This window comes from Streptomyces sp. NPDC002232, assembly GCF_042890295.1.
GTDB lineage: Bacteria > Actinomycetota > Actinomycetes > Streptomycetales > Streptomycetaceae > Streptomyces.
This window is the reverse complement of sequence record NZ_JBIARV010000001.1, coordinates 710921-734465: the sequence shown is the minus strand read 5'-3', so window position 1 is coordinate 734465 and position 23545 is coordinate 710921. Positions and strand designations below refer to the sequence as shown.

At 74.1% G+C, this 23545-nt stretch carries 21 protein-coding genes; 12 read left to right on the top strand and 9 right to left on the bottom strand.

Annotated features, from left to right (window positions below):
* Window positions 1–2: 2 nt before the first annotated feature.
* From ACFYXU_RS03250 to ACFYXU_RS03230, 5 genes are all read right to left on the bottom strand, one after another.
* Window positions 3–587: a hypothetical protein gene (locus tag ACFYXU_RS03250; protein WP_389407383.1), complete on the bottom strand. Its 585-nt coding sequence runs from the start codon at window positions 585–587 to the stop codon at window positions 3–5.
* Window positions 574–2142 (bottom strand): substrate-binding domain-containing protein, encoded by a 1569-nt coding sequence (locus ACFYXU_RS03245; protein WP_389407382.1) that lies wholly within the window; start codon window positions 2140–2142, stop codon window positions 574–576. The genes ACFYXU_RS03250 and ACFYXU_RS03245 overlap by 14 nt, the downstream gene beginning before the upstream one ends.
* Window positions 2139–3275: a hypothetical protein gene (locus ACFYXU_RS03240; RefSeq protein WP_389407381.1), complete on the bottom strand. Its 1137-nt coding sequence runs from the start codon at window positions 3273–3275 to the stop codon at window positions 2139–2141. Before ACFYXU_RS03240 ends, ACFYXU_RS03245 begins: the two co-directional genes overlap by 4 nt.
* 188 nt (window positions 3276–3463) lie before the next feature.
* Window positions 3464–3865 carry a hypothetical protein gene (locus ACFYXU_RS03235; protein WP_376513545.1) on the bottom strand — a complete coding sequence of 134 codons (402 nt, stop codon included), beginning with the start codon at window positions 3863–3865 and terminating at the stop codon, window positions 3464–3466.
* Between the two features lie 81 nt (window positions 3866–3946).
* Window positions 3947–5158: a pyridoxal phosphate-dependent aminotransferase gene (locus ACFYXU_RS03230; RefSeq protein ID WP_376513523.1), complete on the bottom strand. Its 1212-nt coding sequence runs from the start codon at window positions 5156–5158 to the stop codon at window positions 3947–3949.
* Window positions 5159–5619: 461 nt separating this feature from the next.
* Here ACFYXU_RS03230 and mptB point away from each other — a divergent pair, with 461 nt between their 5' ends.
* The gene (gene mptB, locus ACFYXU_RS03225; RefSeq protein ID WP_389407380.1) at window positions 5620–7098 is read left to right on the top strand and encodes a polyprenol phosphomannose-dependent alpha 1,6 mannosyltransferase MptB; all 1479 of its coding nucleotides are present in this window, start codon (window positions 5620–5622) and stop codon (window positions 7096–7098) included.
* Here mptB and ACFYXU_RS03220 read toward each other — a convergent pair.
* Both ACFYXU_RS03220 and ACFYXU_RS03215 read right to left on the bottom strand, forming a co-directional pair.
* Complete coding sequence (locus tag ACFYXU_RS03220; protein WP_361396085.1) at window positions 7072–8664, bottom strand: D-aminoacylase; 1593 nt, start codon at window positions 8662–8664, stop codon at window positions 7072–7074. The genes mptB and ACFYXU_RS03220 overlap by 27 nt on opposite strands.
* 20 nt (window positions 8665–8684) lie before the next feature.
* On the bottom strand, window positions 8685–9950 hold the full coding sequence (locus tag ACFYXU_RS03215) for an alanine racemase (protein WP_389407379.1): 1266 nt from the start codon (window positions 9948–9950) through the stop codon (window positions 8685–8687).
* A 123-nt stretch (window positions 9951–10073) separates the two neighbouring features.
* On the opposite strand from ACFYXU_RS03215, the gene ACFYXU_RS03210 reads away from it, so the two are divergent.
* The 3 genes from ACFYXU_RS03210 to ACFYXU_RS03200 are packed head-to-tail and all read left to right on the top strand — an operon-like array spanning window position 10074 to window position 12399.
* Window positions 10074–11231 (top strand): sugar kinase, encoded by a 1158-nt coding sequence (locus ACFYXU_RS03210; protein ID WP_389407378.1) that lies wholly within the window; start codon window positions 10074–10076, stop codon window positions 11229–11231.
* Window positions 11228–11992, top strand: a complete 765-nt coding sequence (locus ACFYXU_RS03205) for an IclR family transcriptional regulator (protein ID WP_361396077.1) — start codon at window positions 11228–11230, stop codon at window positions 11990–11992. The genes ACFYXU_RS03210 and ACFYXU_RS03205 overlap by 4 nt, the downstream gene beginning before the upstream one ends.
* The gene (locus ACFYXU_RS03200; protein WP_376513513.1) at window positions 11989–12399 is read left to right on the top strand and encodes a RidA family protein; all 411 of its coding nucleotides are present in this window, start codon (window positions 11989–11991) and stop codon (window positions 12397–12399) included. The genes ACFYXU_RS03205 and ACFYXU_RS03200 overlap by 4 nt, the downstream gene beginning before the upstream one ends.
* Window positions 12400–12454: 55 nt before the next feature.
* Here ACFYXU_RS03200 and ACFYXU_RS03195 read toward each other — a convergent pair whose 3' ends face one another.
* The gene (locus ACFYXU_RS03195) at window positions 12455–13807 is read right to left on the bottom strand and encodes a M14 family metallopeptidase (RefSeq protein WP_376513511.1); all 1353 of its coding nucleotides are present in this window, start codon (window positions 13805–13807) and stop codon (window positions 12455–12457) included.
* Between the two features lie 117 nt (window positions 13808–13924).
* Here ACFYXU_RS03195 and ACFYXU_RS03190 point away from each other — a divergent pair, with 117 nt between their 5' ends.
* A complete protein-coding gene (locus ACFYXU_RS03190; RefSeq protein ID WP_389407377.1) occupies window positions 13925–15208 on the top strand; it encodes a serine/threonine-protein kinase in 1284 nt (427 codons plus the stop codon).
* A gap of 66 nt (window positions 15209–15274) precedes the next feature.
* On the opposite strand, the gene ACFYXU_RS03185 is transcribed toward ACFYXU_RS03190, so the two are convergent.
* Window positions 15275–16996: a chitinase gene (locus tag ACFYXU_RS03185; RefSeq protein WP_389407376.1), complete on the bottom strand. Its 1722-nt coding sequence runs from the start codon at window positions 16994–16996 to the stop codon at window positions 15275–15277.
* 352 nt (window positions 16997–17348) lie between these two features.
* Between ACFYXU_RS03185 and ACFYXU_RS03180 the strand changes: the two genes are divergently transcribed.
* The 7 genes from ACFYXU_RS03180 to ACFYXU_RS03150 all read left to right on the top strand — a co-directional run bounded on the left by ACFYXU_RS03180 (window position 17349) and on the right by ACFYXU_RS03150 (window position 23536).
* Window positions 17349–18323 (top strand): hypothetical protein, encoded by a 975-nt coding sequence (locus ACFYXU_RS03180; RefSeq protein ID WP_376513508.1) that lies wholly within the window; start codon window positions 17349–17351, stop codon window positions 18321–18323.
* A gap of 67 nt (window positions 18324–18390) precedes the next feature.
* Entirely contained in the window at window positions 18391–19110 is a 720-nt protein-coding gene (gene cpaB / locus ACFYXU_RS03175) for a Flp pilus assembly protein CpaB (protein ID WP_361396062.1), read from the top strand.
* 7 nt (window positions 19111–19117) lie between these two features.
* Window positions 19118–20368 (top strand): CpaE family protein, encoded by a 1251-nt coding sequence (locus tag ACFYXU_RS03170; RefSeq protein ID WP_389407375.1) that lies wholly within the window; start codon window positions 19118–19120, stop codon window positions 20366–20368.
* Window positions 20369–20370: 2 nt separating this feature from the next.
* Window positions 20371–20736 carry a TadE/TadG family type IV pilus assembly protein gene (locus tag ACFYXU_RS03165; RefSeq protein WP_389407374.1) on the top strand — a complete coding sequence of 122 codons (366 nt, stop codon included), beginning with the start codon at window positions 20371–20373 and terminating at the stop codon, window positions 20734–20736.
* On the top strand, window positions 20733–21131 hold the full coding sequence (locus ACFYXU_RS03160) for a TadE/TadG family type IV pilus assembly protein (protein ID WP_389456326.1): 399 nt from the start codon (window positions 20733–20735) through the stop codon (window positions 21129–21131). The genes ACFYXU_RS03165 and ACFYXU_RS03160 overlap by 4 nt, the downstream gene beginning before the upstream one ends.
* Window positions 21128–22471, top strand: coding sequence for a CpaF family protein (locus tag ACFYXU_RS03155; RefSeq protein ID WP_389456324.1), 1344 nt, complete (start codon window positions 21128–21130; stop codon window positions 22469–22471). The genes ACFYXU_RS03160 and ACFYXU_RS03155 overlap by 4 nt, the downstream gene beginning before the upstream one ends.
* Window positions 22472–22588: 117 nt before the next feature.
* Window positions 22589–23536 carry a type II secretion system F family protein gene (locus tag ACFYXU_RS03150; RefSeq protein WP_376513498.1) on the top strand — a complete coding sequence of 316 codons (948 nt, stop codon included), beginning with the start codon at window positions 22589–22591 and terminating at the stop codon, window positions 23534–23536.
* Window positions 23537–23545: the final 9 nt, after the last annotated feature.

The following is a 23545-nucleotide window of genomic DNA, read 5'->3' as shown; positions in this document are numbered from 1 at the left end:
CGTCATCGGTCCTCCACGTACCGGGTGTGGACCTCCTGCCGGATCGCCTCCGCGTCCCGGAGGGCCGCCGCGATCGCCGTCATCTCCCCGTGCAGCGCGGCCAGCTGACGTCCGAGGTGGTCCTCCGGCGCCTCGGCGCCCGGTGTGAGGCGCGACCACCACCGCGTCCGCACGTAGAGGTCCACGGCCTCCGGGACGTCCTGGCGGACCGCGCGGGCCAACGCGTGGAGGTGGCCGGGCTCGCTCACCCAGCCCGGTTCCAGCAGGGCCTCGACCAGGGTCTCGAACGCGGTGAGCCGGTCACGCGCGTCCGGCGGCAGGTCCGCCTCGGCCAGGTAGCCGCGGAGGGTCGCGAAGTCGGCCCGCAGGGCGCCGAGCCGCTCGTCCGCGCTCGGGAACCGCGGGGTGCCGGGGCGCTCGGGCGGGGCGATCAGCGCCCCCGCCGCGTACAGCCCCGCGACCACCAGCGGCCAGAGCCCGCCCGCCGCGCCGGTCAGGGCGATCCCGACCCCGGCCAGGCCACAGGCGCTGCCGGTGAGGTTCTTGCGGGACTCGGCCCACCGGAGCAGGCGGCTACTGGTACCCACGGATCTCCTCGAAGGCGCCGTCGAGCGAACCCCGGGTGGCGTCGAAGAGCTTGCCGCCGGTCAGGCTCGCGAGGTGGTCGAGCTCGCCCCGGTCCGAGTCCCCGAAGAGGATCGGGAAGACCGGTGTGCGCCGCTCCCCGGCCGGGAGCGAGCGGTAGAAGGCGTCGAAGGCGGCCGCCGGGTCGCCGTCGGTGTTCTCCCCGTCGGTCATCAGGACGACCGAGGTGAACGTGGAGTCGCCGGGGGTCCTGCCGAGGAAGCGGTACGCCTCCTGGACGCTGGTGTAGATCGCGGTGCCGCCGGACGCCGAGAGCTTCCGGGAGTCGGCGCGGATCGCGTCGAGCGCCGCCGCCGGCGCGGCCGGGTCGACCGTGCGCGTCCGGACCTCGTCCCGCTTCACCGAGGAGCCGAACGGCATCAGGGTCACCTCCTCGCGGTCCCGGAAGTCCCCGGTCAGCTCGGCGAGCGCCGACTTCAGACGGTCGAGCCGCTCGCCGGCCATGGAGCCCGAGGTGTCGAGCACGTAGACCGTGCGGGACGGCCTGCGCAGGGTGTTGTCGTACGCGTCGAGCAGCCCGTCGGCGACGGCCCGGCTGCCCGGGAACGGCAGCTCGCGGCGCGGGTCGCGGGCCAGCGCGGAGGCCGGCCGCACCCCGGCGACCACCGGGCGGCGCAGGGTCGTCTCGGTGATCCGCCGCTGGGCGTCCGGCGTGCGCAGCCAGGTGGTGAGCCGGGCCGCCGCCTCCTTGGCCTCCGGGCGGGCGGAGGTGAGCAGGGTGAGCGGGTAGTCGGCGGTCACCACCCCGTCCGACGGCCGGATCACGGTCAGCTTCTCGGGCGCCGAGAGCAGCACGGACTCGTAGTTCACGAGGGCGTCGACGTCGGTGCGGCGGGCGTAGGCGGTGGCGAGCCAGCCCGATGAGCCCGAGGTCAGCTTCTGGCCCGAGAAGAACTCCTTGAGCTTCGGGGTGGCCTCGGCGACGTCCGCCCGGGTGAGGGCCGACTGCGCGCCGGACAGCCCGGAGGCGACCGAGACGAGCGCGGAGAAGCCGGAGTTGGAGCGCTTCGGGTCCGTCATCCCGTACGTCAGCCTCCCGTCGGCGACCGCCCGGTGCAGCTGCGACCACGTCACCTTCGCCGGGTCCCAGCCGAGCCGCGCGACGGCGCCGGGCCGCACGCCGAGCGCCACCGGAGACGTCATCACCGGTGTCTCGTTGGTGATCCTCCGCGCGGTGTCCGGACGGAGCCGGAGGTAGTCGTTGGAGGAGAGCCAGACCGCGTCGTACGCCCGGTCCGCCTCGCCCGACGCGATGCGCTCGACGGCGTCCAGGGTGCCGGCGTAGGTCGGCCGGACGGTGACCCCGGTCGCCTTCGCGGCCTCGTCGAGGACCGGAGCCATGTCGGCGAGCTCGGACGAGGCGAGGACCCGGAGCGTGCCGGCCCGGAACTCGGTGCCGTGGTCCTCGGGCCGGTCGCCGCCTCCGCCGGAGCAGGCCGTGGCGAGGAGGACGAGGGCGAGGGCGGGGACCGCGCGGGTCCAGGTGCGGTTCCTCATGCGGTGTCCCCCTGGTCGCGGGCCCGCAGCGCCATCTCGTGCAGCACCTTGCCGGTGGGCACGGGCGCCTGGCGGACTCCGGTCAGCGTCTGGTTGAGGTAGGCGGTGTGGCCGTCGGTCGCGGCGGTGAACTCGCTCGCCGCGCCCTGCGGGCGGAAGCCGTGCCGGACCGCGAGCCGGCGCAGCTCGGGGTCGGTGGAGAGGAGTTCACCGAGCGCCCGGCCGTTCTCGGTGAGCGGTACGAGCGTGTGGTCGCTGTTGACCGTGGTGTCCGGGTAGAGGACGACGAGGTCGCCCATGGGACGCCCGGCGAGCAGCTGCGCGGCGACCTGCGACTCGTACACGAGGACGAGCGGGTTGCCGACGCCGCTGACGAAGTCCCGGAAGGGCGCGTCCGAGCCGGACTGCTGCGCGCCCTGCACCTGGACCAGCTTCCGCAGCAGCGGCGCGGTGCGGGTGACGGCGGCCTCGTCGCCCGCGACCCGGCCGCCGTCGGCGACGTAGCTCGCGGCGGCGAGGTAGAGGGCGCCGGAGCTGGACGCCATCGGGTCGGTGGAGGTGATGAAGAGGGTGCCGCTCAGCTCCGCGTGACCGGCGGACCCCTTGAGCTGCTGCCAGGTGCGGTCGGCGCGGGCCGCCGCCAGATAGGCGTCCATCCGCAGCGTGCCGCTGGTGCCGCGCGGGCCGAGGACCGCCAGGCCGTTGGCGGCGAGGACCTGGGCGGCGGCGCTGTGCGCGACGACGACGAGCGGGGAGTAGAAGGGCCGCAGCGGGGCCGACACCGCCGCGTCCTTCGCCGTCACCCGCGCCTTGGCGCGCAGTCCGTCGGCCGGCGCCTTGGAGGACGGGAAGGCGAAGTCGTAGCCGTCGAGGGGCAGCGCCTCCATGTCCCAGGACCCGGAGGTCTCGGTGCTCACGGTCAGACCCTTGGCGGCCAGGGCCTTCACGACCAGGGGATCGGCGAAGAACTCGGCCTTCTCCGATCCGATGACTCCTCGCACGGTCTTCGTCGCCGTGCCCGTGTCCTTGTCGCCGCCCGTCACGAGGACGGTGGCCACGCCGCCGAGGAGCAGGGCGGCGAGGACGATTCCCAGGATGCGTCTCACGCGGGCAGCGTGCTCGCGGAATTCCACATTCCAGGGGGAGTCGGGTGGACGGGCGGTGAAGGACCGATCCCGGTACCGAACCGGAGCGGGGGGCGCCGCATCGCGGTGCGCCGGGGGCTTTCCGGTGCTGGGCGCTCGGGTCGTGCGCGCCGCGTGGTGCCCGGCGGGTGGTGGGCGCCCGGGCCGCGTGGTTCGTGCCACGCGGCCCGGGGCCGTCAGGGGGTGGCGGCCGTCGCCAGGGTGGGCTCCCCGGCCAGCGCCGTGGTGTGCGCGTCCATCCGCCCGGCGGCGAGGATCGCGGCGGCGGTGTCCGCCCGGGAGGCGGCGACGACCAGGGCGCGGCCGGCGAGGGCGTGCGCCTTGCGGTGCAGGTCCGGCGCGGGCGAGCCGCTCAGCCCGGCGTGCCGCGCGGGCGGGGCGCCGCGCAGCCGCGCGACCTGCCGGGCGATGAGGTCGCCGGCCTCGGTGTCGCCCAGCTCGTCCGTGACGGCGAGCAGGGCGGCGAGGTGTCCGGCGAGCTGGATGTCCAGCTCCTCCTCGCGGGAGCGGTGCGGATACGCGTCCTGGGCGTCGTCGGCCATCCGGTGGACCGACTTGGTGCGGATCGGTTCGTACATGGGGATGGCCTCCAGCGGTTGCTCTGCGGCCATCCTAGCTTAGATCCGGTCTAAAGTTGAGTCTCGTCTCGCTCGTGGGGGTCAGGGCTGGCTGTAGCCGTCCAGGAACCGGCCGATCCGCGTCACCGCGTCCGCCAGGTCCGCCGCCGCCGGCAGCGTCACGATCCGGAAGTGGTCCGGCTCGTGCCAGTTGAAGCCCGTCCCGTGCACCACCATGATCTTCTCGGACCGCAGCAGGTCCAGGACCATCTGCCGGTCGTCCTTGATCTTGTAGACGTTCGGGTCCAGGCGCGGGAAGAGGTACAGCGCGCCCTTCGGCTTCACGCACGTCACGCCCGGGATCTGCGTCAGCAGCTCGTACGCCGTGTCCCGCTGCTCCAGGAGCCGCCCGCCCGGCAGCACCAGGTCCTCGATCGACTGCCGGCCCTGGAGCGCGGCGGCCACCGCGTGCTGCGCCGGCATGTTCGCGCAGAGGCGCATGTTCGCGAGGATCGTGAGGCCCTCGATGTACGAGGAAGCGTGGTGCTTCGGACCGCAGACCGCGAGCCAGCCGGAGCGGAAACCGGCCACCCGGTAGTTCTTGCTCATCCCGTTGAAGGTGAGGACGAGGAGGTCGGGGGCGATCGCGGCGGTCGGCGTGTGCGTGGTGCCGTCGTAGAGGATCTTGTCGTAGATCTCGTCCGAGCAGACGACCAGGTCGTGGCGCCGGGCGAGCTCCGTCAACGAGCGGAGCATCTCGTCGTCGTAGACGGCGCCCGTCGGATTGTTCGGGTTGATGATCACGATCGCCTTGGTGCGGTCGGTGATCTTCCGCTCGATGTCCGCGAGGTCCGGCATCCAGTCGGACTGCTCGTCGCAGCGGTAGTGCACGGCCGTACCGCCCGCGAGCGAGACCGAGGCCGTCCACAGCGGATAGTCCGGGGCCGGGACGAGGACCTCGTCGCCGTCGTCGAGCAGCGCCTGCATCGACATCTGGATCAGCTCGGAGACGCCGTTGCCCAGGTAGATGTCCTCGACGGAGAGCGGGATGCCCTTCGTCTCGTAGTGGCTCATCACCGCCCGGCGGGCCGCGAGCAGCCCCTTCGCGTCGCCGTAGCCGTGCGCCTCGGAGAGGTTGCGGAGCACGTCCTCCAGGATCGCGGGCGGACACTCGAAGCCGAAGGCGGCCGGGTTTCCCGTGTTCAGCTTGAGGATGCGATGACCCGCGGCTTCGAGCCGCATCGCCTCTTCGAGCACCGGACCCCGGATTTCGTAACAGACGTTGGCGAGCTTCGTGGACTGGATCACCTGCATGACGAGAGCTTACGGCGGGGGCGGGCGGGGCGCGGAGTGTTTTGGGCCACGTGGGGCCTGCGGCGGGGTGGGGGCGGGCATCGGCGACGGGGGCCGAGCGTGGCGTCGCCTGCGGCCCGGGGCGGGGCCGCGCCTGTGCGGGCCTTCGCTCCGCGTCCGGGCGGGCCTGTCGCCCCGCGCCCGTGTGCCCGTGCCCGCTTCGGGCGGTGCCCGTCGCCCACGCCCGTGTGGGCAATCGTCCCGCTGGGGCGGGACGGGTGGGCACACGGGACGGCGCCCTTTCGTGGCGCCTCCGCGTCCTGTGCCTGGACCCGCACCGCCCAGTGACCGTGCACGGGGGCGCGGGTCAGGGCGCAGGAGCCTCTGGCGCCGGCAGGGGCGCCGTTCCGTTGTGCCCACCCGTTCCGCCCCGGCGGAACGCATGCCCACAACGGAACGGCTGGGAGGTAGGTTGGCGTGTTGTGTGGGTTTTCAGTGGGGTGGGATGCCGGTGGCTCGGGGCGGGCGGCGCCCTCGCCGTCGCCGTGGGCGGCTGGGCCGCCGGGACGCTGCCCGTGCGCGGCGGCTGGGGCCTGTGGGAGCCGCGCGGCTCCGCGCTCACCGTCGCCGGCGCCGTCCTCGCGTACCTCGGTCTGACCCTCCTCGTCGCCGCCTGGTGGCGGTACGGCGTCCTCCTCGCGCGCGGCCTGCGGGACGGGGTCCTCGCGACCCTCGCCTGCTGGACCGCGCCGCTGCTCCTCGCCCCGCCGCTGCACAGCGCGGACGTCTACAGCTACATCGCCCAGGGCGCGATGGTCCTCGAAGGCCACGACGTCTACGGCGCGGGGCCGTCCGTCCTCGGCCCCGGCGACCTCGGATGGGACGCGGCGGGGAGCGTCGGCGGGAACTGGACCGACACCCCCGCGCCGTACGGGCCCGCCTTCCTGCTCCTCGCCTCGGCCGTCGTGAAGCTGACCGGCGGGGCCGTCGTGCCCGCCGTCCTCGGCATGCGCCTGATCGCCGTCGGCGCGCTCGCCCTGACCGTCTGGGCGGTCCGGGGCCTCGGCGGCGGCCCCGGCGGCCGGGACGGCGCGCTCTGGCTCGCCGCCCTCAATCCGCTGCTCCTGATCCACGTCGTCGGCGGCATGCACAACGACGGCCTGATGATCGGCCTCATGCTCGGCGGCGTGCTGCTCGCCACCCGCGGGCGGTGGGTGCTCGGCTCCGTCCTCGTCGGGCTCGCGATGATGATCAAGTCCCCGGCGGCCCTCGCGCTGCTCTTCATCGGCGTGCTCCTCGCGCGCGGTGGCGGCATCCGGGCCCTCCTGAAGGGGCTCGTGCTGCCCGGAGCCGTCGCGGGGGCCGTCGCGGCGGGGGCCTCGCTCCTCGCCGGGACCGGGTTCGGGTGGCTGCGGACGCAGAGCGTCGCCGCGGCCATCCACACGCCGCTGTCCCTCACGAGCGACCTCGGGCTCGGCCTCGGCCTGCTCCTCGGGGGCGAGGCGGAGCCCGTGAAGGCCGTCGTGCAGAAGCTGGGACTCGTCGCGGCCCTCGTGCTCGTCGCGGCGCTCGCCTGGCGCTCGTACCGGGGCCGTCTCGACCCCGTCCTCGGCCTCGGGCTCTCGCTGGTCGCGCTCGTCGTGCTCTCGCCGATGGTCCAGCCCTGGTACCTGCTGTGGGGGACGGTCGTCGTCGCGGCGGCGGCCTGGCGCGGCCGGGCCGGGCAGGTCCTCGCCGTGCTGTCCGCCGCACTGGTGTACGAGACCCAGCCCTCGGGTCACACGCCGTGGTTCGGGTTCGTGCTGGCGGGGCTGGTGCTGGCGGCGGGGCTTGTGTGGGTGCGGCGGGAGCCGTGGACCGCCGGGCTCCCGTCGGCTCCGCCCGTACCGTCCCAGCGCACGCCCGGCGCGCGGGAGACGGCGAGGGCCCGCGACTCAGCGGGCCGGCGTCCTGCGGACTGACCGGCCCGCCAGGACGTCCGTCCTGCGGCCGTCCTCGATGACGAACCTGCCGTCGACCAGGACGTGCGGGATGCCCACCGGAAGGGCGCGCGGGTTCTCGTAGGTCGCGCCCGACGCGACCGTCGCCGGGTCGAAGAGGACCAGGTCCGCCACGTAGCCCTCGCGCACCAGGCCCCGGTCCGGGAGCCGGAGGCGGGCCGCGGGCCGGGACGTGAGGTGGGCGACGCACTCCTCCAGGGACAGGACGCCCAGCTCGCGCACGTACCGCCCCAGGTACTCGGGGAAGGTGCCGTACGCGCGCGGGTGCGGCTTCAGCCCCTGGAGGATGCCGTCCGAGCCGCCGGTGTGCACCCGGTGGCGCATGATCGTCCGGACGTTCTCCTCGTGGCCCACGTGCTGGAGGATCGTGGTGCCGAGCCGGTCCTCGACCAGGAGCCGGCGGGCGCTCGCCCAGCCGTCCAGCCGACGGCCCACCTGGCCGGTCAGGGCCGGGTCCGCCACGCCCGAGACCTCGATGGTGGCCCAGTCGACGGGCACGCCGTGGCAGCCGTCCGAGCCGAGCTCCTCCAGGTGGTGCCGGATCCGTTCCGCCGTCGCGCCGTCCCGCAGCCGGGCCAGGGCCGCCTCCGGACCGCCCTCGCTCGCCCAGCTCGGCAGCAGCGCGAGCAGCGTCGTGCTGCCCGGGGTGTACGGGTACGTGTCGAGGGAGAGGTCGGCGCCCGCGTCGAGGGCCGCGTCGAGGAGGGCCAGGAGCTCGGGGGCCCTGCCCTCGTTGACGCCGAAGTTCATGGTGGCGTGGGCCAGGTGCAGGGCGCAGCCCGCCTCCCGGGTCAGCGCCACCATCTCCTCGTACGCGCGCAGCGCCCCGGCGCCGTACGAGCGGTGGTGCGGGCAGTAGTAGCCGCCGTACTCCGCGACCACCCGGCACAGCTCGGTGAGCTCGGAGTCCGGCGCGTACATCCCGGGCGTGTAGGTGAGACCGGAGGACAGGCCGACCGCGCCCTGCTCCAGGCCCTCGGCGACCAGGCGCCGCATGCGGTCCAGCTCGGCGGCGGTCGCCGGGCGGTTCTCCCAGCCCATCGCGTACATGCGGACCGTGCCCTGGGGGACGAGGTACGCGGCGTTCACGGCGATGCCCCGGTCGAGCCGGTCCAGGTACTCGCCGACCGTGCGCCAGTCGAAGTCGACGGTCGTGTCCCCGGGCGCACCGCCGTTCCAGCCGGCGATCGTCCGCCGGACCTCCGCGAGGGTGCGGTCGTCGACCGGCGCGTACGACAGGCCGTCCTGGCCCAGCACCTCCAGGGTCACGCCCTGCGCGGCCTTCGCGCTGTGGTCCGGGTCGCGGAGCAGCGCGAGGTCGCTGTGGGCGTGCATGTCGATGAAACCGGGGGCGAGGACGAGGCCCTCGGCGTCCAGCACGCGGCGCGCGGTCGGGCGCTGGCAGCCCGCCGCCGCGGCCTCCTTGACGATCGAGACGATCCGGCCGCCCGCGACGGCGACGTCGGCCCGGTAGGAGTCGCCGCCGCCGCCGTCGACGACCTCCGCGTCCCGGAAGACGAGGTCCATGTCCCTGCCCCCTCTGCCGGTCAGAAGAACGTGCGGATGTGGTCGACCACCGTGCCGTCGGCCTCGACGACCGGGATCAGCTGCCACTTGTCGAAGATCGTGCACGGGTGGGACAGGCCCATCCCCACCCAGTCGCCCACCTCCAGGTCCGCGTCGGGCTCGGTGGCGAGCCAGGTGTGCTGGTCGGAGAGGCCGGTCACGGTGACGCCCTCGGCGGGGCGGATCTCGCCGCTGCGGGCGTCGCGGACCACCTGGGCCTCGGGGAGGTGGAGGTCGTGGGCGGCGTCCCGCTTGCCCGCGTTGGTGAAGGCCTGCTCGGCGGTGGGCCGGGACACGACCTGCGACCAGAGCCGGAAGGCGGGCTGGAGCGCGCCCTCCTCGGGGATCCGGTTGAAGGGGGTGCGGTCGCGGTACTGGCCGTCGTCGTGGGAGACGTACGCTCCGGAGCGCAGCAGCTTCAGGACGGGCAGGGAGAGGTCGGGGATCTCCGCGAAGACCTCGGCGACCGCGTCGAACCACTCGCTGCCGCCCGCGCTCACGACGATCTCGCCGACGGCCGGGTCGAAGCGCCCGGCCTTGTCGAAGTCGGCGGCGAGCGCGACAAGGCGGCGCAGCCACTCCCGCACCCGGTCGGCGTCGGCTCCCGGCATCGTGCCCTCGTACCCGGCGACGCCGACGAGCCGCAGCGTGCTGGTGGCGGCGACCGCGTCGGCGACGGCGGCGCACTCCGCCTCGGTCCGCACGCCCGTGCGGCCCGTCGCTCCGGCGGCCAGCTCGACGACCACGTCCACGGGGCGGGACGGGCTCGCCGCGCGCAGGGCCTCGTCCATCAGCTCGACGCCGCGCACGGAGTCGACGTAGCAGACGAGGCGGAAGTCCGGATCGGAGTCCAGCTCGCCGGCGAACCAGCGGAGGGCGACGGGGTCGACCAGCTCGTTCGCGAGGAAGATCCGCTCGATGCCGTGGGCCCGGTAGACGCGGGCCTGGTGCGGGACGGCGGCGGTGATGCCCCAGGCGCCCCGGTCCAGCTGGCGGTGGAGGAGCTGCGGGGCCATGGAGGTCTTGCCGTGCGGGGCGAACGCGAGGCCGTGGCGCTCGGTGTAGGTCTCCAGGAGGCGGAGGTTGTGCTCGACGGACTCGGCGGAGAGGGCGAGGACCGGGGTGGTGTAGCCGCCGGTGAAGAGGTTGCGCCGCTGGGCGGAGAGCTCGCCGACGGTCAGGCCCTCGGCGTCCGGGGGCAGGGCCTTGAAGCGGTGGTCGACGCGCTCGCTCGCCAGGTCGGGCATGAGGCCTCCTCATCGTGTGCGTTGCGAGATGTGCAACGCTCATTGCGCACAGTGCTCAGGGCTGTCTAACATCCGGGCCGAGGCCGGGTCAATGGACCCGTACGAGTCTGAGGGAGCCCGAGAGTGAGCGGAGCCACGCCCGTGGACGGGCCCGTGGACCAGGCCCCGGACGTCGTCTGCCTCGGCGAGTCCATGGTCACCTTCCTGCCCTCCCGGCCGGGCCGCCTCGCCGACGTCCCCGCCTTCACCCGTGCGATCGGCGGCGCCGAGTCCAACGTCGCCTGTGCCCTGGCCGCCGCCGGGCACCGCGTCCGCTGGGTCGGCCGGGTCGGCCGGGACGGCTTCGGCGACCACCTCGTCTCCGTCATCGGCGGCCACGGCGTCGACGTCACGGCCGTCGGCCGCGACCCGCACCGGCCGACCGGCGTCTACTTCCGCACCGACCAGGACCGGGCCACCGACGCGCACGAGGTCGTCTACTACCGGGCCGGCTCGGCCGCCTCCGCGATGTCGCCGTCGACCGTCCCGTACGCCTCCGTCGCCGGTGCCCGGATCCTCCACGTCACCGGCATCACGGCGGCGCTGTCGGCGGACTGCCTGGCGCTGATGCGGGAACTGACGGCTCCCCGGCCCGGTCGGCCCCTGGTGTCGTTCGACGTGAACCACCGCGCGGGGCTGTGGCGCGACGGGAACGCCGCCGACGTGCTCCTCGGGCTGGCCCGGGGCGCGGACGTCGTCTTCGTGGGCGCGGACGAGGCGGAGCGCCTGTGGGGCACGGCCGATCCGGCGGCGATCCGGTCGCTCCTGCCGGAGCCGTCGGTGCTCGTGGTGAAGCGGGGCGGGGAGGACGCGGTGGCGTTCGAGCACCGGGCCGCCCCGCGCGGCGGCCCCGCGTCCGGTCCCGCGTCCGGCTCCGCCCCGGGCGGCGGCCCCTCCCCTGCTCCCGTCGCTCCCGTCGCTCCCGTCGCTCCCGTCGCTCCCGTCCGTGACACCGTCACCCGCGCCCCCGCCCCCCGTGTCGTCCTCGTCTCGCCCGTCGGGGCCGGGGACGCCTTCGCCGCCGGGTTCCTCTCCGCGGCCCTCCGCGGGCTCGGGACGGCCGCGCGGCTCCGGCACGGGCACCTCGCCGCGGCCGCCGTGCTCACCGTCCCCGGCGACTTCGCCGCCCCGCCCCGCCGGGGCCACGCCGACCGCCTCGTGGCGCTCGACGACGCCGCCTGGGGCACACTTCACCTCGGCCCCGGCTGGACGGGGGACGACCAGGAGGTACGTACGCCATGAGCCAGACCGTCGACCGGGCGCTCAGCATCCTGCCGCTGCTCGCCCAGGGGCCCGCCGACCTCGGCCAGGTCGCCGAGCGGCTCGGCGTCCACAAGTCCACGGCCCTGCGGCTGCTGCGCACGCTCCACGAGCACGGGCTCGTCCACCGCCAGCAGGACCAGCGCTACCGGCTCGGCGCCCGGCTCTTCGCGCTCGCGCAGGAGGCCGTCGAGAACCTCGACGTCCGCGAGATCGCCCACCCCTACCTCACCGCGCTCAACGAGCGGATCGGGCACACGATCCACCTCGCGGTGTACGAGGAGGGGGAGGTCGTCTACATCGACAAGGTCGAGAGCCGCTACCCGGTCCGCATGTACTCGCGGATCGGCAAGCCCGTCGCGATCACCGTCGCCGCCGTCGCCAAGCTGCTCCTCGCCGACCTGCCCGAGCCCGAGCGGCGCGCCGTCGCCGCCCGGCTCGACTACCCCCCGTACACACCCCGTTCGACGCCGAACGCCGCCGCGTTCCTGAAGGAGCTGGCGGTCGTGCGCGAACAGGGCTGGGCCACCGATCTCGGTGGCCACGAGGAGTCCATCAACTGCGTCGGCGCCCCGGTCCGCGGCGCCGACGGGCGCGTCGTCGCCGCCATGTCGGTGTCGGCGCCCAACGTGGTCGTCACCGCCGAGGAACTCCTCACCCTCCTCCCGCAGGTGCGCGACACCGCGGACGCCATCAGCCGCGAGTACTCCGGCACCGCCCCGACGAAGGAAGCCAGCGCATGACCGAGAAGACCGCCCTCATCCCCGCCACCCACACCGCCCCGCCCGCGAGGTTCTCGCACGGCGTGCGGAAGGGCGGTCTCCTCCAGGTCGCCGGCCAGGTCGGTTTCCTCCCCGCCGTCGAGGGGCAGGCCCCGGAGGTCGCGGGCCCGACCCTGCGCGAGCAGACCCTCCAGACCTTCGCCAACGTCAAGGCGATCCTGGAGGAGGGCGGCGCGAGCTGGGACGACGTGATGATGATGCGCGTCTACCTCACGGACGTGGACCACTTCGCCGAGATGAACGAGATCTACGACCAGTACTTCGAGGAGCAGGACCTCAAGGCCCCCGCCTCCGCGCGCACCACGGTGTACGTCGGGCTGCCGGCCGGTCTCCTCATCGAGATCGACGCGCTCGCCGTCCTCGGCTGAGCGGGACGGACGAAGGGGGCGCCCCCGCCGGGGCGCCCCCTTCGTCCACGGGCCGTCAGGCCGCGCAGTACTGGGACTGCTTGCCGATCGAGCGGTACATGCAGTCGGCGTTCTCCAGGAGCTGGAGCACCGCGTCGCGGTTGCGGCTCGTCTCGCGGTCGATGACCTCGTCGGGCGGGTAGAAGCCGCCGCCGCCGTCCGAGGGGTACATCTCGAAGGTGTAGGCGAAGATCTTCTGCGTGCCCCACAGGTAGTCGTCGATCGAGCCGTCCGTGATGTACAGGTCGCTGGACTGCTCGGGCGTGTACCGGTTGCTCGCCGCCATCGACCGGCCGACGGCCGCGAAGGCGTCGCGGTCGTCCTTGGTCATGCCGGTGGTGGTGTCGGCCGTGGTCCAGCCGAAGGGCCAGAGGACCAGCTCGCTGTACGTGTGGAAGTCGATGGCCGCCGTGATCTGCTGCTTGCCGCCGATCACCCGGGACCGGACGAAGTCGGCCACGACCTTCACCTCGGGGGCGGACTCGGGCGCCGCGCCCCGGTAGGTCTCGGAGCTCTTCGTGCCGGAGGAGCCGCCGCAGCAGCCCCACTTGAAGTCCCAGTTCCGGTTCAGGTCCGTGCCGATGTAGGAGGAGCCGGAGTTGGGCTGCCGGTTCTTGCGCCAGCTGCGGTAGGAGCCGCTCGCGATGTCGTACTCGCCGCCGTCCGGGTTGAGGTCCGGGACGATCCAGATCTCGCGGCCGTTCACCATGTTCGTGATCCGCGGGTCGGTGCCGTAGCCCGCGCCGAGCTCGCGCAGCAGGTAGAGCGCCATCTCGACGGTGAGGTGCTCCCGGGCGTGCTGGTGGTGGGTGAAGAGCACCTCGGGCTCGTTCTCGTCGGTGGCGACGTTGTCGCTGACCTTGATGGCGACGATGTCCCGGCCCTGGTACGTCTTGCCGATGACCCGCCTGCTCATGATCGACGGGTAGGCGGCGAGGCGCTGGTCGATCTCCGCGGTCATCTCCGCGTAGTTGTGGTACTTCGCGTCGGCGGAGGGGAAGTCGGCCGGGCCGAGCGCCTTCTCGGCCTCGGTGGCGCGGTCCGGCGGGCCGGGCAGGGCGACCGGCGCGTAGCCGAGGGCCCTGAGCCGGGCGAGCTGCTCGGTGTTGGCGCTGACGACGACCGAGCGGGCGTCGACCTCGTCGATCGAGACGCCGGTGGCGGTCAGCGCGGTGCGGGCGGCGGGGGTGGACGGTCCGGCGATCTCGTACTGCCGGATGACCTCCTCCGCGCCGGAGGCGATGCGGGCGGCGGTCGGCGCGGGGTCGGCCCCGGCGGGTGTGCTGAGCGCGGAGAGGGGCGCCGCGAGGGCGAGCGCCACGAGGGCCGCGAGGGTGGCGGTCCTTCTGCCGCGGGTGGGACGTCGCATGCTGGCTCCTGGGTGGGGAGTGTGGGGGAGTGCGACCAAGTGGTGCGGGTGTCCGGGCACATGGTCCGGCTCTGTCATGGCCCGGTCAAGATATGGAGTTCGGCCATACTGTCCCGCGTGGGGACCCTCATCGGTAGATACGTCATCGAGCACAAGCTAGGCGAAGGCGGCATGGGCACCGTCTATCTGGCCCGATCGCGTGGCGGGCGCGCCGTCGCCGTGAAGGTCGCCCGGCCGGAACTCGCCTCCGACCCGTCCTTCCGCGCCCGCTTCCGCGCCGAGGTCGCCGCGGCCCGGCAGGTCGGCGGATTCCACACCGCGCAGGTCGTCGACGCCGACCCCGAGGCGGAGGCCCCCTGGCTCGCCACCGCCTACATCCCCGGCCCCACCCTCTCCGCGCTCGTCACCGCCGAGGGCCCCCTGGACGAGGCCCGGCTGCGCGCGCTCGGGGCCGCGCTCGCCGAGGCCCTGGAGGCCGTCCACGGCTGCGGACTGGTCCACCGCGACCTCAAGCCCGGCAACATCGTCATGGCCCCCGACGGGCCCCGCGTCCTCGACTTCGGCATCGCCCGCGCCCTGGAGTCGACCCGGCTCACCGCCACCGGCAGCGCCTTCGGCACCCCCGGCTACCTCGCCCCCGAGCAGGCCCTCGGCGAGGAGGTCACCGGCGCCGCCGACGTGTTCGCGCTGGGCGCCGTCCTGGTCGCCGCGGCCGGCGGGCGGCCCTTCGGCGACGGGACGCCGATGGGGCTCATGTACCGGTCGGTGCACGAGGCCCCCGACCTCGCCGCCGTACCGGAGGCACTGCGCGGGATCGTGGGGCGCTGCCTCGCCAAGAACCCCGCCGAACGGCCCACGCCGGACGCCCTGATGGACGAGCTGGCCGGGCTTCCGCAGGGGTCCGCTCCCGCGCCCCCGGCGGTCCCGGACCCGCGGGTGGCGCCGGGGCCCGCCGACGCGACGCCCCCGACCGGGACGGGAGCCGGGGCCGGTGGGATCCAGGGCGCCGCGCCCGCGCCCGTACCGGCGTCCGCACCCGCCCCCGTACGGGCGCCCGCACCCACCCCCGTACCGCATCCCGCCTACCGCTCCGTGCCGCCGCCTCCCCTCGCCCCGCCGCGGCCCGCGCCGGACTTCGCCGCCGCCGACCGGCGCTCGGGCGTCGCCGTCGACGGCAGCGGGGTGTCCCTGCACTTCTTCGGCGAGGAGGCGGACTTCCTCTGGAGCGAGATCCGGGCCGTGCGGTACGAGCGCGTCCGCCGCGACCGGGTGCTCCGCCTGGCCGTCACCCTCTACGACGGCTCGGTCTGGGACTGCGAGGTCGACGGCCGGCGGGCCGCCCGGGTCGACGAGTGGATCCGGCTGCTCGACCCGGTGCTGCGCCACTACCTGCCCGTGTGACACGACGGCGCAGCGCCGCCGGGGGAGCGGCGGCGCTGCGCTGGCGCACGGGGCGTGCGGGTTCCGCTACGGCAGGCCGTGCACGTGCGGGCCCACCGCGTTCGACCAGGCGTTCCCGGCCGTCGCGTCCCAGTTGGTCGACCAGGTCATGGCGCCGCGCAGCGACGGCCAGGTCTGGGCCGGCTTGAAGGTGCCGCAGCCGGTGCCCTTGGTCAGGCAGTCGAGCGCGTTCTTCACGACCTGCGGGTCGACGTAGCCGCTGCCCGCGCCCCGCGTGGACGCCGGGACGCCCAGGCCGACCTGCGACGGCGCGAGGCCGCCCTGGAGCTGGATGCAGGCGAGCGCGGTGAGGAAGTCCACGGAGCCCTGGCTGTAGACCTTGCCGTCGCAGCCGAGCATCGAACCGCTGTTGTAGTACTGGGTGTTGATCACCGTGAGGATGTCCTTCACGGCGAGCGCGGTCTTGAAGTACTCCGAGCTCGTGTTCTGCATGTCGATGGTCTGCGGGGCCATCGTCAGGACCATCGAGGAGCCCGCCTTGGCGGAGAGCTGGCGCAGCGCCTTGGTGAGGTACGTGGCGTTGACGCCGTGCTCCAGGTCGATGTCGATCCCGTTGAAGCCGTACTGCTGCATGAGGGCGTACGCGCTGTCGGCGAAGGCGGTCGCGGTGGCGTCACTGTTGATCGTGACGTTGCCCTTCTCGCCGCCGACCGAGAGGATCACGGACTTGCCGGCCGCCTTCTTGGCCGCGACGTCGGCCTTGAAGTCGGCGACCGAGGTGTAGCCGACGGCCGGGTCGAGGTTGAAGGTGATCTGGCCGGGCGTGGCGGTCGAGTCGGCGAACGAGACCGCGATGATGTCGTACGCGGCCTGGACGTCCCGCAGCTTCTGCTTCGCGGCGCCGTTGTCGAAGTTCTGCCAGTAGCCGGTGACGGCGTGCTTGGGCACGGCCGGGCCGGGGCCCGGGTCGGTGACCTTGGAGGTGCGGGCCGAGACGGCGGCGGACTTCGCGGACTCGCCCGCGGCGTTCGTCGCGGAGACCTGGAACTGGTACGCGGTGTCGGCGGTGAGCCCGGTGACGGTGGCCGAGGTGCCGCTCACCGTCTGCGGGTTGGCGCCGTCCCGGTAGACCTTGTAGGCCGTGGCGCCGTTGACCGCGCCCCAGCTCAGGGCGACGGAGCTGGAGGTGACCGTGCCGGTGGCGAGACCGGCCGGGGTGGACGGGACGACCGGGTCGGGGTCCTGGCCGCCGCCCCCGTCGGGCCCGAAGACGCTCACGTCGTCGACGAGGTAGGGGGAGGTGCCGTACCAGCCGTGCGTGTAGATCTCGACCGAGGTGGTGCTCGCACCGGTGGTGAAGGTGGTGGTGAGCTGCTTCCAGGAGGGGCTGTCGGGCGTCCAGGTGGAGACGGTGCCGGTGCCGGTCCCGGTGTTGTTCGCGCCGAGGTAGGCGTAGCCGCCCTGGACCCAGGCGCTCAGCGTGTAGGTCGAGTTGGGCTTCACGGCCACGGTCTGCACGCATTTGGCGTTGTCCTGGCCGGCCGGGGCGGCCTTCAGCGCGCCGGTGCCGGTGCGGACCGGCGAGGAGACGGCGGAGCCGCTCCCGGCGGAGCAGGACCAGTTGGCGAGGCCGTTCTCGAACCCGGCGTTCTTGGCGACGTTGACGTCCGCCGCCTGCGCGGTGCCGGCTCCGCCGACGAGGACGAGCCCGGAGCCGACGGCGAGCGCGAGGGCTCCGGAGAGCCGGCGCCGTCCGCGGGGGCGGGTGGTGGTGCGGTCCACGTGCATCCTCCGGTGGGGGAGTTGGGGAGGTGGAGGTGCCGTACGTCGTCGTACGGAGGGGAGGTGCGGGTCAGGGAGTACCGACGGTGGCCACCGCTGTCGCACAAGTTGGTCCAGACCAATCGCGTTGTCAATACCTCCGGCACCGAACGGAGTTCGCCCGGGGCGGCGCGGAAGGGGCCGGGGCCCGAGGTCAGGGCGCAAATTAGTGGGGGCAGCTTGGCGGATTGTCTGTTCACCACCCCGGGAGACGTGGATAAGGTGCAGAGACGGCGGCACCCTGCGGTGACGCCGCGAACGCGGTAAGTGATCCGCGGCCCCCGCGGCGCCGGAGGCCGGAGGGGACGGGGGGTCCGACGTGCCGACAGCGATCGCCGTCACCAGCACCGACCTGGTGCTGCCGCCGGCCGACCCCCGCACCCCGCAGGCGGCCGTGCTCCCGCCCCCCGGGAACCGCCCGCTCGACGCCTCCCTCGCGGACATGCAGCAGCTCCTCGCCCGCCACGGACACGTGGTCGTCGTCTGCCCCGCCTCCGAGCCACCCGCCGTGGAGCGCCGCCTGCGCACCGTCCGCGGCCTCCTGGAGAGCGACCGGATCGCCCTGGTCCGCACCGACCTGCCGCCGCTCGGCGCGGCCGTCCTCGTCCGCCAGCTGCGCCAGCTCGCCGGCTGCGACTTCAGCCCCGGAGTCCTCGCCTCCGCCGCCCGGCTGCTCGCCCACTACATCTACGCCGGCGCCGTCCTCGGCTCCGTCTCCCGCCTCGACCGCGTCCCCGTCAGCCTCGGCTCGCACCTCAAGGGCTGGCTCCCCGGCGCCCACTTCGCCGTCCTCGCCGGACCCACGCCCCAGCTCGTGCGCCTCGGCTCGGCGGAGGAGCGCCTCGCCGGACCGGAGTTCGGCACCGAGCTCCTCCTCGCCCGCGGCCAGCTCCAGACCGACTGGCCCACCAGCACCCTCGTCCCCGCGTGGCGGATCCCCGGACCCGTGCACGAGACGCCGCTGCCCGCCTCCTCGCCCGGCTGGTGGGGCACCGGCAAGCTCGTCGAGTTCGCCGCGTACCTGCCGGACCTCTCCGTCCTCCACCAGCTCGTCTCCTCCGTACGGCGGGAGGCCTGCCATTGGTGCGGGATGGAGCTCATCGGCGACCGCTGCGGCTTCTGCGCCGCGCCGCTGACCCCGGCGGCCCCGCCACCGCCGCCCGACCGGGGCGCACCCGCCCTCGGGCCCGGGACGCGCACGGGACCGCACGCCCTCGGACCGGTCGCGCCGGGCGGGGCGCCCGCCCGCGCCCTGGGGCCCGGCACCGGATCCTCCCGCGCCGCGCTGCCGTGAGCGGCCCCGTGTCCGCCCGCCCCCGCCCCCGCCCCCGCCCCACGTCTCCGATCGAGGAAGTACGGTCATGAACTCCCGCCAGCGCCGCGGCGTGATCCTGCTGCTGCTCTCCGTCCTGTGCGCCCTCGGTGCCTTCGCCGGCGTGCTCGCCGTCATCAGCGACGTGAACTCGAAGGTCGGCCCGGAGACCACGGCGTACCGGCTCAAGGGCGACGTGGCCCCCTACAAGCCCCTGAGCGCCCAGCAGTTCGAGAAGATCACCATGCCGAAGCGCTGGCTCTCCGCGACCGCCGTGACGGACCTCCGGCAGATCGAGGGCAAGATCGCCGTCACCACCCTCAAGGCCGGTTCCCTCCTCCAGACCGACATGATCGTCGAACGGCCCCGGCTGAAGCCCGGGGAGCAGGAGATCGCCATCATGATCGACGCCGCCACCGGCGTCGCCGGAAAGATCTACACGGGCTCGACCGTCAACATCTACGCGACCTTCTCCGGCGAGAAGAAGGGCGCCCCCGACCAGTCCCGGATGATCGTCGCCGGCGCCCGCGTCCTCGACGTCGGCCGCCTCACCCCGGCCGCCGAGAGCAACGACCGGGCCGGCCGCGCCACCTCCACCGTGCCCATCACCTTCGCGCTCTCCACCCTCGACACCCAGCGCGTCGCCTACGCCGAGTCCTTCGCCGCCCACGTACGCCTCGCGCTCGTCGCCCCGTCCGCCGACGGCTCACCCGGCGGCTCCCCGGCCGACAAGGGCGACCGCACCTACACGCTCGACAAGGACAAGTGAGGCCGGTATGACCACCAGGATCCTGCCGGCCGTCGGCGACCCCGACGCGGCCCGGTCCGTCAGCACGCTGCTCAGCCAGCTCCCCGACGCCGAACCCGCCCCACCGGTCGCCGACTCCACCCAGCTCGTCGACACCCTCGCCCGCCTCGCCGCCGCCTCCCTCGACGAACTCCCCGAGGTCGTCCTCGTCCACGAGCGGATCGGACCCGTCCCCGCGCTCGAACTCGTCCGCGAGGTCGCCCTCCGCTTCCCCGCCGTCGGCGTCGTCCTCATCACCGCCGACGCCAGCCCCGTCCTCTTCTCCGCCGCCATGGACTCCGGCGCCCGCGGCCTCGTCACCCTGCCCCTCGGCTACGAGGAGCTCGCCAGCCGCGTCCAGGCCGCCGCCCAGTGGTCCCTGGGCGTCCGCCGCCACCTCGGCGGCGGCGCCGAGCGCGCCACCGGACCCGGCGGCACCGTCGTCACCGTCAGCGGCGCCAAGGGCGGCGTCGGCACCACCGTCACCGCCGTCCACCTCGCCCTCGCCGCCCAGGCCTCCGGACGCAGCGTCGCCCTCGTCGACATGGACCTCCAGAGCGGCGACATCGCCTCCTACCTCGACGTCCAGTTCCGCCGCTCCGTCGCCGACCTCGCCACCATCGCCGACATCTCGCCCCGCGTCCTCCAGGACGCCGTCTACGTCCACGAGACCGGCCTCTCGCTGCTCCTCGCCCCGGCCGAGGGCGAGCGCGGCGAGGAGGTCACCGACCGCGCCGCCCGCCAGGTCGTCAGCGCCCTGCGCGGCCGCCACGAGGTCGTCGTCGTCGACTGCGGCTCCCGCCTCGACAGCGCGAACGCCGCCGCGATCGAGAGGGCCGACACCGCCCTCCTCGTCACCACCCCGGACGTGGTCGCCGTCCGCGCCGCCAAGCGGACCGTACGGATGTGGGAGCGGCTCCAGGTCCGCAAGGCCGAGGAGACCGTCACCCTCGTCAACCGCCTCCACCGCTCCACCGAGATCCAGCCGCCGCTCGTCCAGAAGATCACCGGCACCCGGACGGCGGGCATCGCGGTCCCGGACCACTCCAAGGAGCTCCAGGCCGTCGTCGACGCCGGCCGCCTCCACGAGCTCGACGCCCGGTCCACCGTCAAGCAGGCCCTGTGGGGCCTCGCCGGCGAACTGGGCCTCGTCCAGGGGGCCGGACAGCCCGGCAAGGAACTCGCCCGCGCGGGCGACCGCGGCTCCCTGGGCCTGCGCCGCCGCACCGGAGGCCGCTGACCGTGCGCGCGCACCGGGACGACGACAGGGGGCAGGTGGCGGTGGAGTTCCTCGGCATGGTGCCGCTGATCCTGCTCACCCTGGCCCTGCTGTGGCAGGTCGTCCTGGTCGGCTACACGTACACCCTGGCGGGGAACGCGGCGGACGAGGCGGCGCGCGCCGGTGCCGTCGGCGACGACTGCGGGGATGCGGCGAAGCGGCACCTGGACGGGGCCTGGCTGGACGGCGCCCGGGTGAGCTGCCCGACGGGCGGCGGGATGGTGACCGCGGTCGTCAGCCTCCAGGTCCCCGCACTGGTCCCGGGCGTGGGAGGCCTCTTCCGGGTGGAGGGCGAGGCGGGCGCGATCTCGGAGGTCCCCGCACCATGAGCGAACAGCCGCGCGGGAGGACCCGCGACCGCGGCCAGGCCGCCATCGAGTACCTCGGCTTCCTGCCGATCCTGCTGCTCGTCGGGCTCGCGGGCCTCCAGCTCGGCGTCGCCGCGTACGCGGCCCAGCAGGCGGGCACGGCGGCGCGCGCGGCCGCGCGGGCGGCGAGCAGCGACGCGGAGGACGGGCCCACCGCGACGGCGGCCGGCAAGGCGGCGGTGAGCGGCTGGATCGCCGACCGCACTCAGATCGAACCCCACGCCGGCGGAGGCGAAGTGACCGTCACCGCCATCGTCACCATCCCGTCCGTCATGCCCTTCGTGGACGACTTCGGGACCGTACGGAAGACCGCCACCATGCCGCTGCCCGAGTCGCCCGAGGAGGACCTGCCGTGAGCCTGCGCGCCCGGATCAACGCCCCCGAGGAGGGCGGTGCCGCCGCCGCCCGGGAGGACGGGCACCTCGTCGCCGCCTTCCGGGCCAAGCTCCTGGAGGAGATCGACCTCACCGAGATGTCCGGGCTCGCGGCCGCCGAGCGCCGGGCCCGTCTGGAGCGCGTCCTCGGGCACATCATCAGCCGCGAGGGCCCGGTCCTCTCCACCGCCGAACGCGCCCAGCTCATCCGGCGCGTCGTCGACGAGGCCCTCGGCCTCGGCGTCCTCGAACCGCTCCTCGAAGACGCCTCCATCACCGAGATCATGGTCAACGGCCCCGACCAGATCTTCATCGAGCGCGGCGGCCGGGTCGAACTCCTCCCGCTCCGCTTCGCCTCCCACGAGCAGCTCATGCAGACCATCGAGCGCATCGTCTCCACCGTCAACCGGCGCGTCGACGAGTCGAACCCGATGGTCGACGCCCGGCTCCCCTCCGGCGAGCGCGTCAACGTCATCATCCCGCCGCTCTCGCTCACCGGCGCGACCCTCACCATCCGCCGCTTCCCCCGCGCCTACACGCTCCACGAGATGGTCGGCCTCGGCTCCCTCGACGAGCAGATGCTGCTCCTGCTCTCCGGGCTCGTGCAGGCCAAGTTCAACCTGATCGTCTCCGGCGCCACCGGCACCGGGAAGACCACCCTCCTCAACGCCCTCTCCGGCCTGGTCCCGGACGGCGAGCGGATCATCACCATCGAGGACTCGGCCGAACTCCAGCTCCAGCAGTCCCACGTCATCCGCCTGGAGGCCCGCCCGCCGAACATCGAGGGCCGCGGGGCGATCTCCATCCGGGACCTCGTCCGCAACTCCCTGCGCATGCGCCCCGACCGCATCATCGTCGGCGAGGTCCGCGGCGGAGAGACGCTCGACATGCTCCAGGCCATGTCCACCGGCCACGACGGCTCGCTCGCCACCGTCCACGCGAACTCCGCCGAGGACGCCCTGATGCGCCTCCAGACCCTCGCGTCGATGTCCGAGGTGAAGGTGCCGTTCGAGGCGCTCCGCGACCAGATCAACAGCGCGGTCGACGTCCTCGTCCAGCTGACCCGCCACCCGGACGGCACCCGCCGCGTCACCGAGATCTCCGTCCTCGCCTCGCACGGCAGGGAACGCTTCCTGCTGGCCACGGTCTGCCGCTTCCAGGCCGAACCGCTCGCGGCGGACGGGCGGGTGTACGGACGGTTCACCTACCACCCCCTGCCCCGGCGCGTCGCCGAGCGCCTGTACCTGGCGGGGCAGCCCATCCCGCAGGCCTTCGGCGTGGCCGTGACGGACGCCCATCTGGCCACCCGAGAGGCGCAGTGATGACCGAGGACCCCACCTGGCGGCCGGGCGACGGAGAGCCGGCCGAGGACCCCACCTGGCGCCCGGGGGAGCGGCGATGACCGACGACGACCCGAACCGGCGACCCGAGGCGGGACGATGACGACGGACCCCTTCTGGCTGACGACCGGCGTGGCGCTGCTCGCCTGCGTCCTGGGCGTCGTCGGCGTCCAGCTGTACGCGAGCGGCGCCCGCCGCCACGCGGCCCTCGTCGCCCGCCTCGACGAGAGCGGCGCGCCCGAGACCGCCACCGGCCGCCGCAGACGACGCTTCCGGGGCGTCGACCGGCGCGTACGGAAGACCGCCCTCGGGCGGAAGCTGGAGCTGCGGATCGCGGCGACCGGACTCGACGTCACGCCCGGCGAGTTCACGATGGCGCTCGCGGCGACGGTGGCGGTCCTCTGGATCGTGGGCCAGGCGGCGCTGTCCCCGTTCTTCGGCCCGCTCTGCGGCCTGCTCGGGATCTGGGTCGCGATGGGCTACCTCAACTGGCAGCGGCAGAAGCGCATCGAGCGGTTCATCAACCAGCTGCCGGAGCTCTCCCGGATCCTGGCCAACGCCACCCAGGCCGGACTCGCCCTGCGCATGGCCCTCAGCCTGGCCGCCGACGAGATGGAGGCGCCGGCCGGGGACGAACTGGAGAAGGTGGCGCAGCAACTGGCCGTGGGCACCTCCCTGGACGACGCGCTGGGCGAGCTGGCCGAGCGCCTCCCCTCCCGCGAACTGGTCGTCCTCGTCACCACCCTCGTCCTCGCGAACCGGGCCGGCGGCACCGTCGTCTCGTCCCTGCGCAACCTCACGGAGACCCTGGAGGAGCGCAAGGAGACCCGGCGGGAGGTCCGCACCCAGCTCTCGCAGGTGAGCATGACCGCGTACTCCGTGCCGGTCATCGGCGTCGGCTCGCTGCTGCTCATCGACAACATGCAGCCCGGCGCGCTCGACCGCATGACCGCCTCCGGCATCGGGCGGGCCGCGGTCGTCGCGGCGTTCGCGCTGTACGTGGTCGGCTTCGCCGCCATCCGCCGCTTCTCGAAGATCGACGTGTAGGGGACGCCG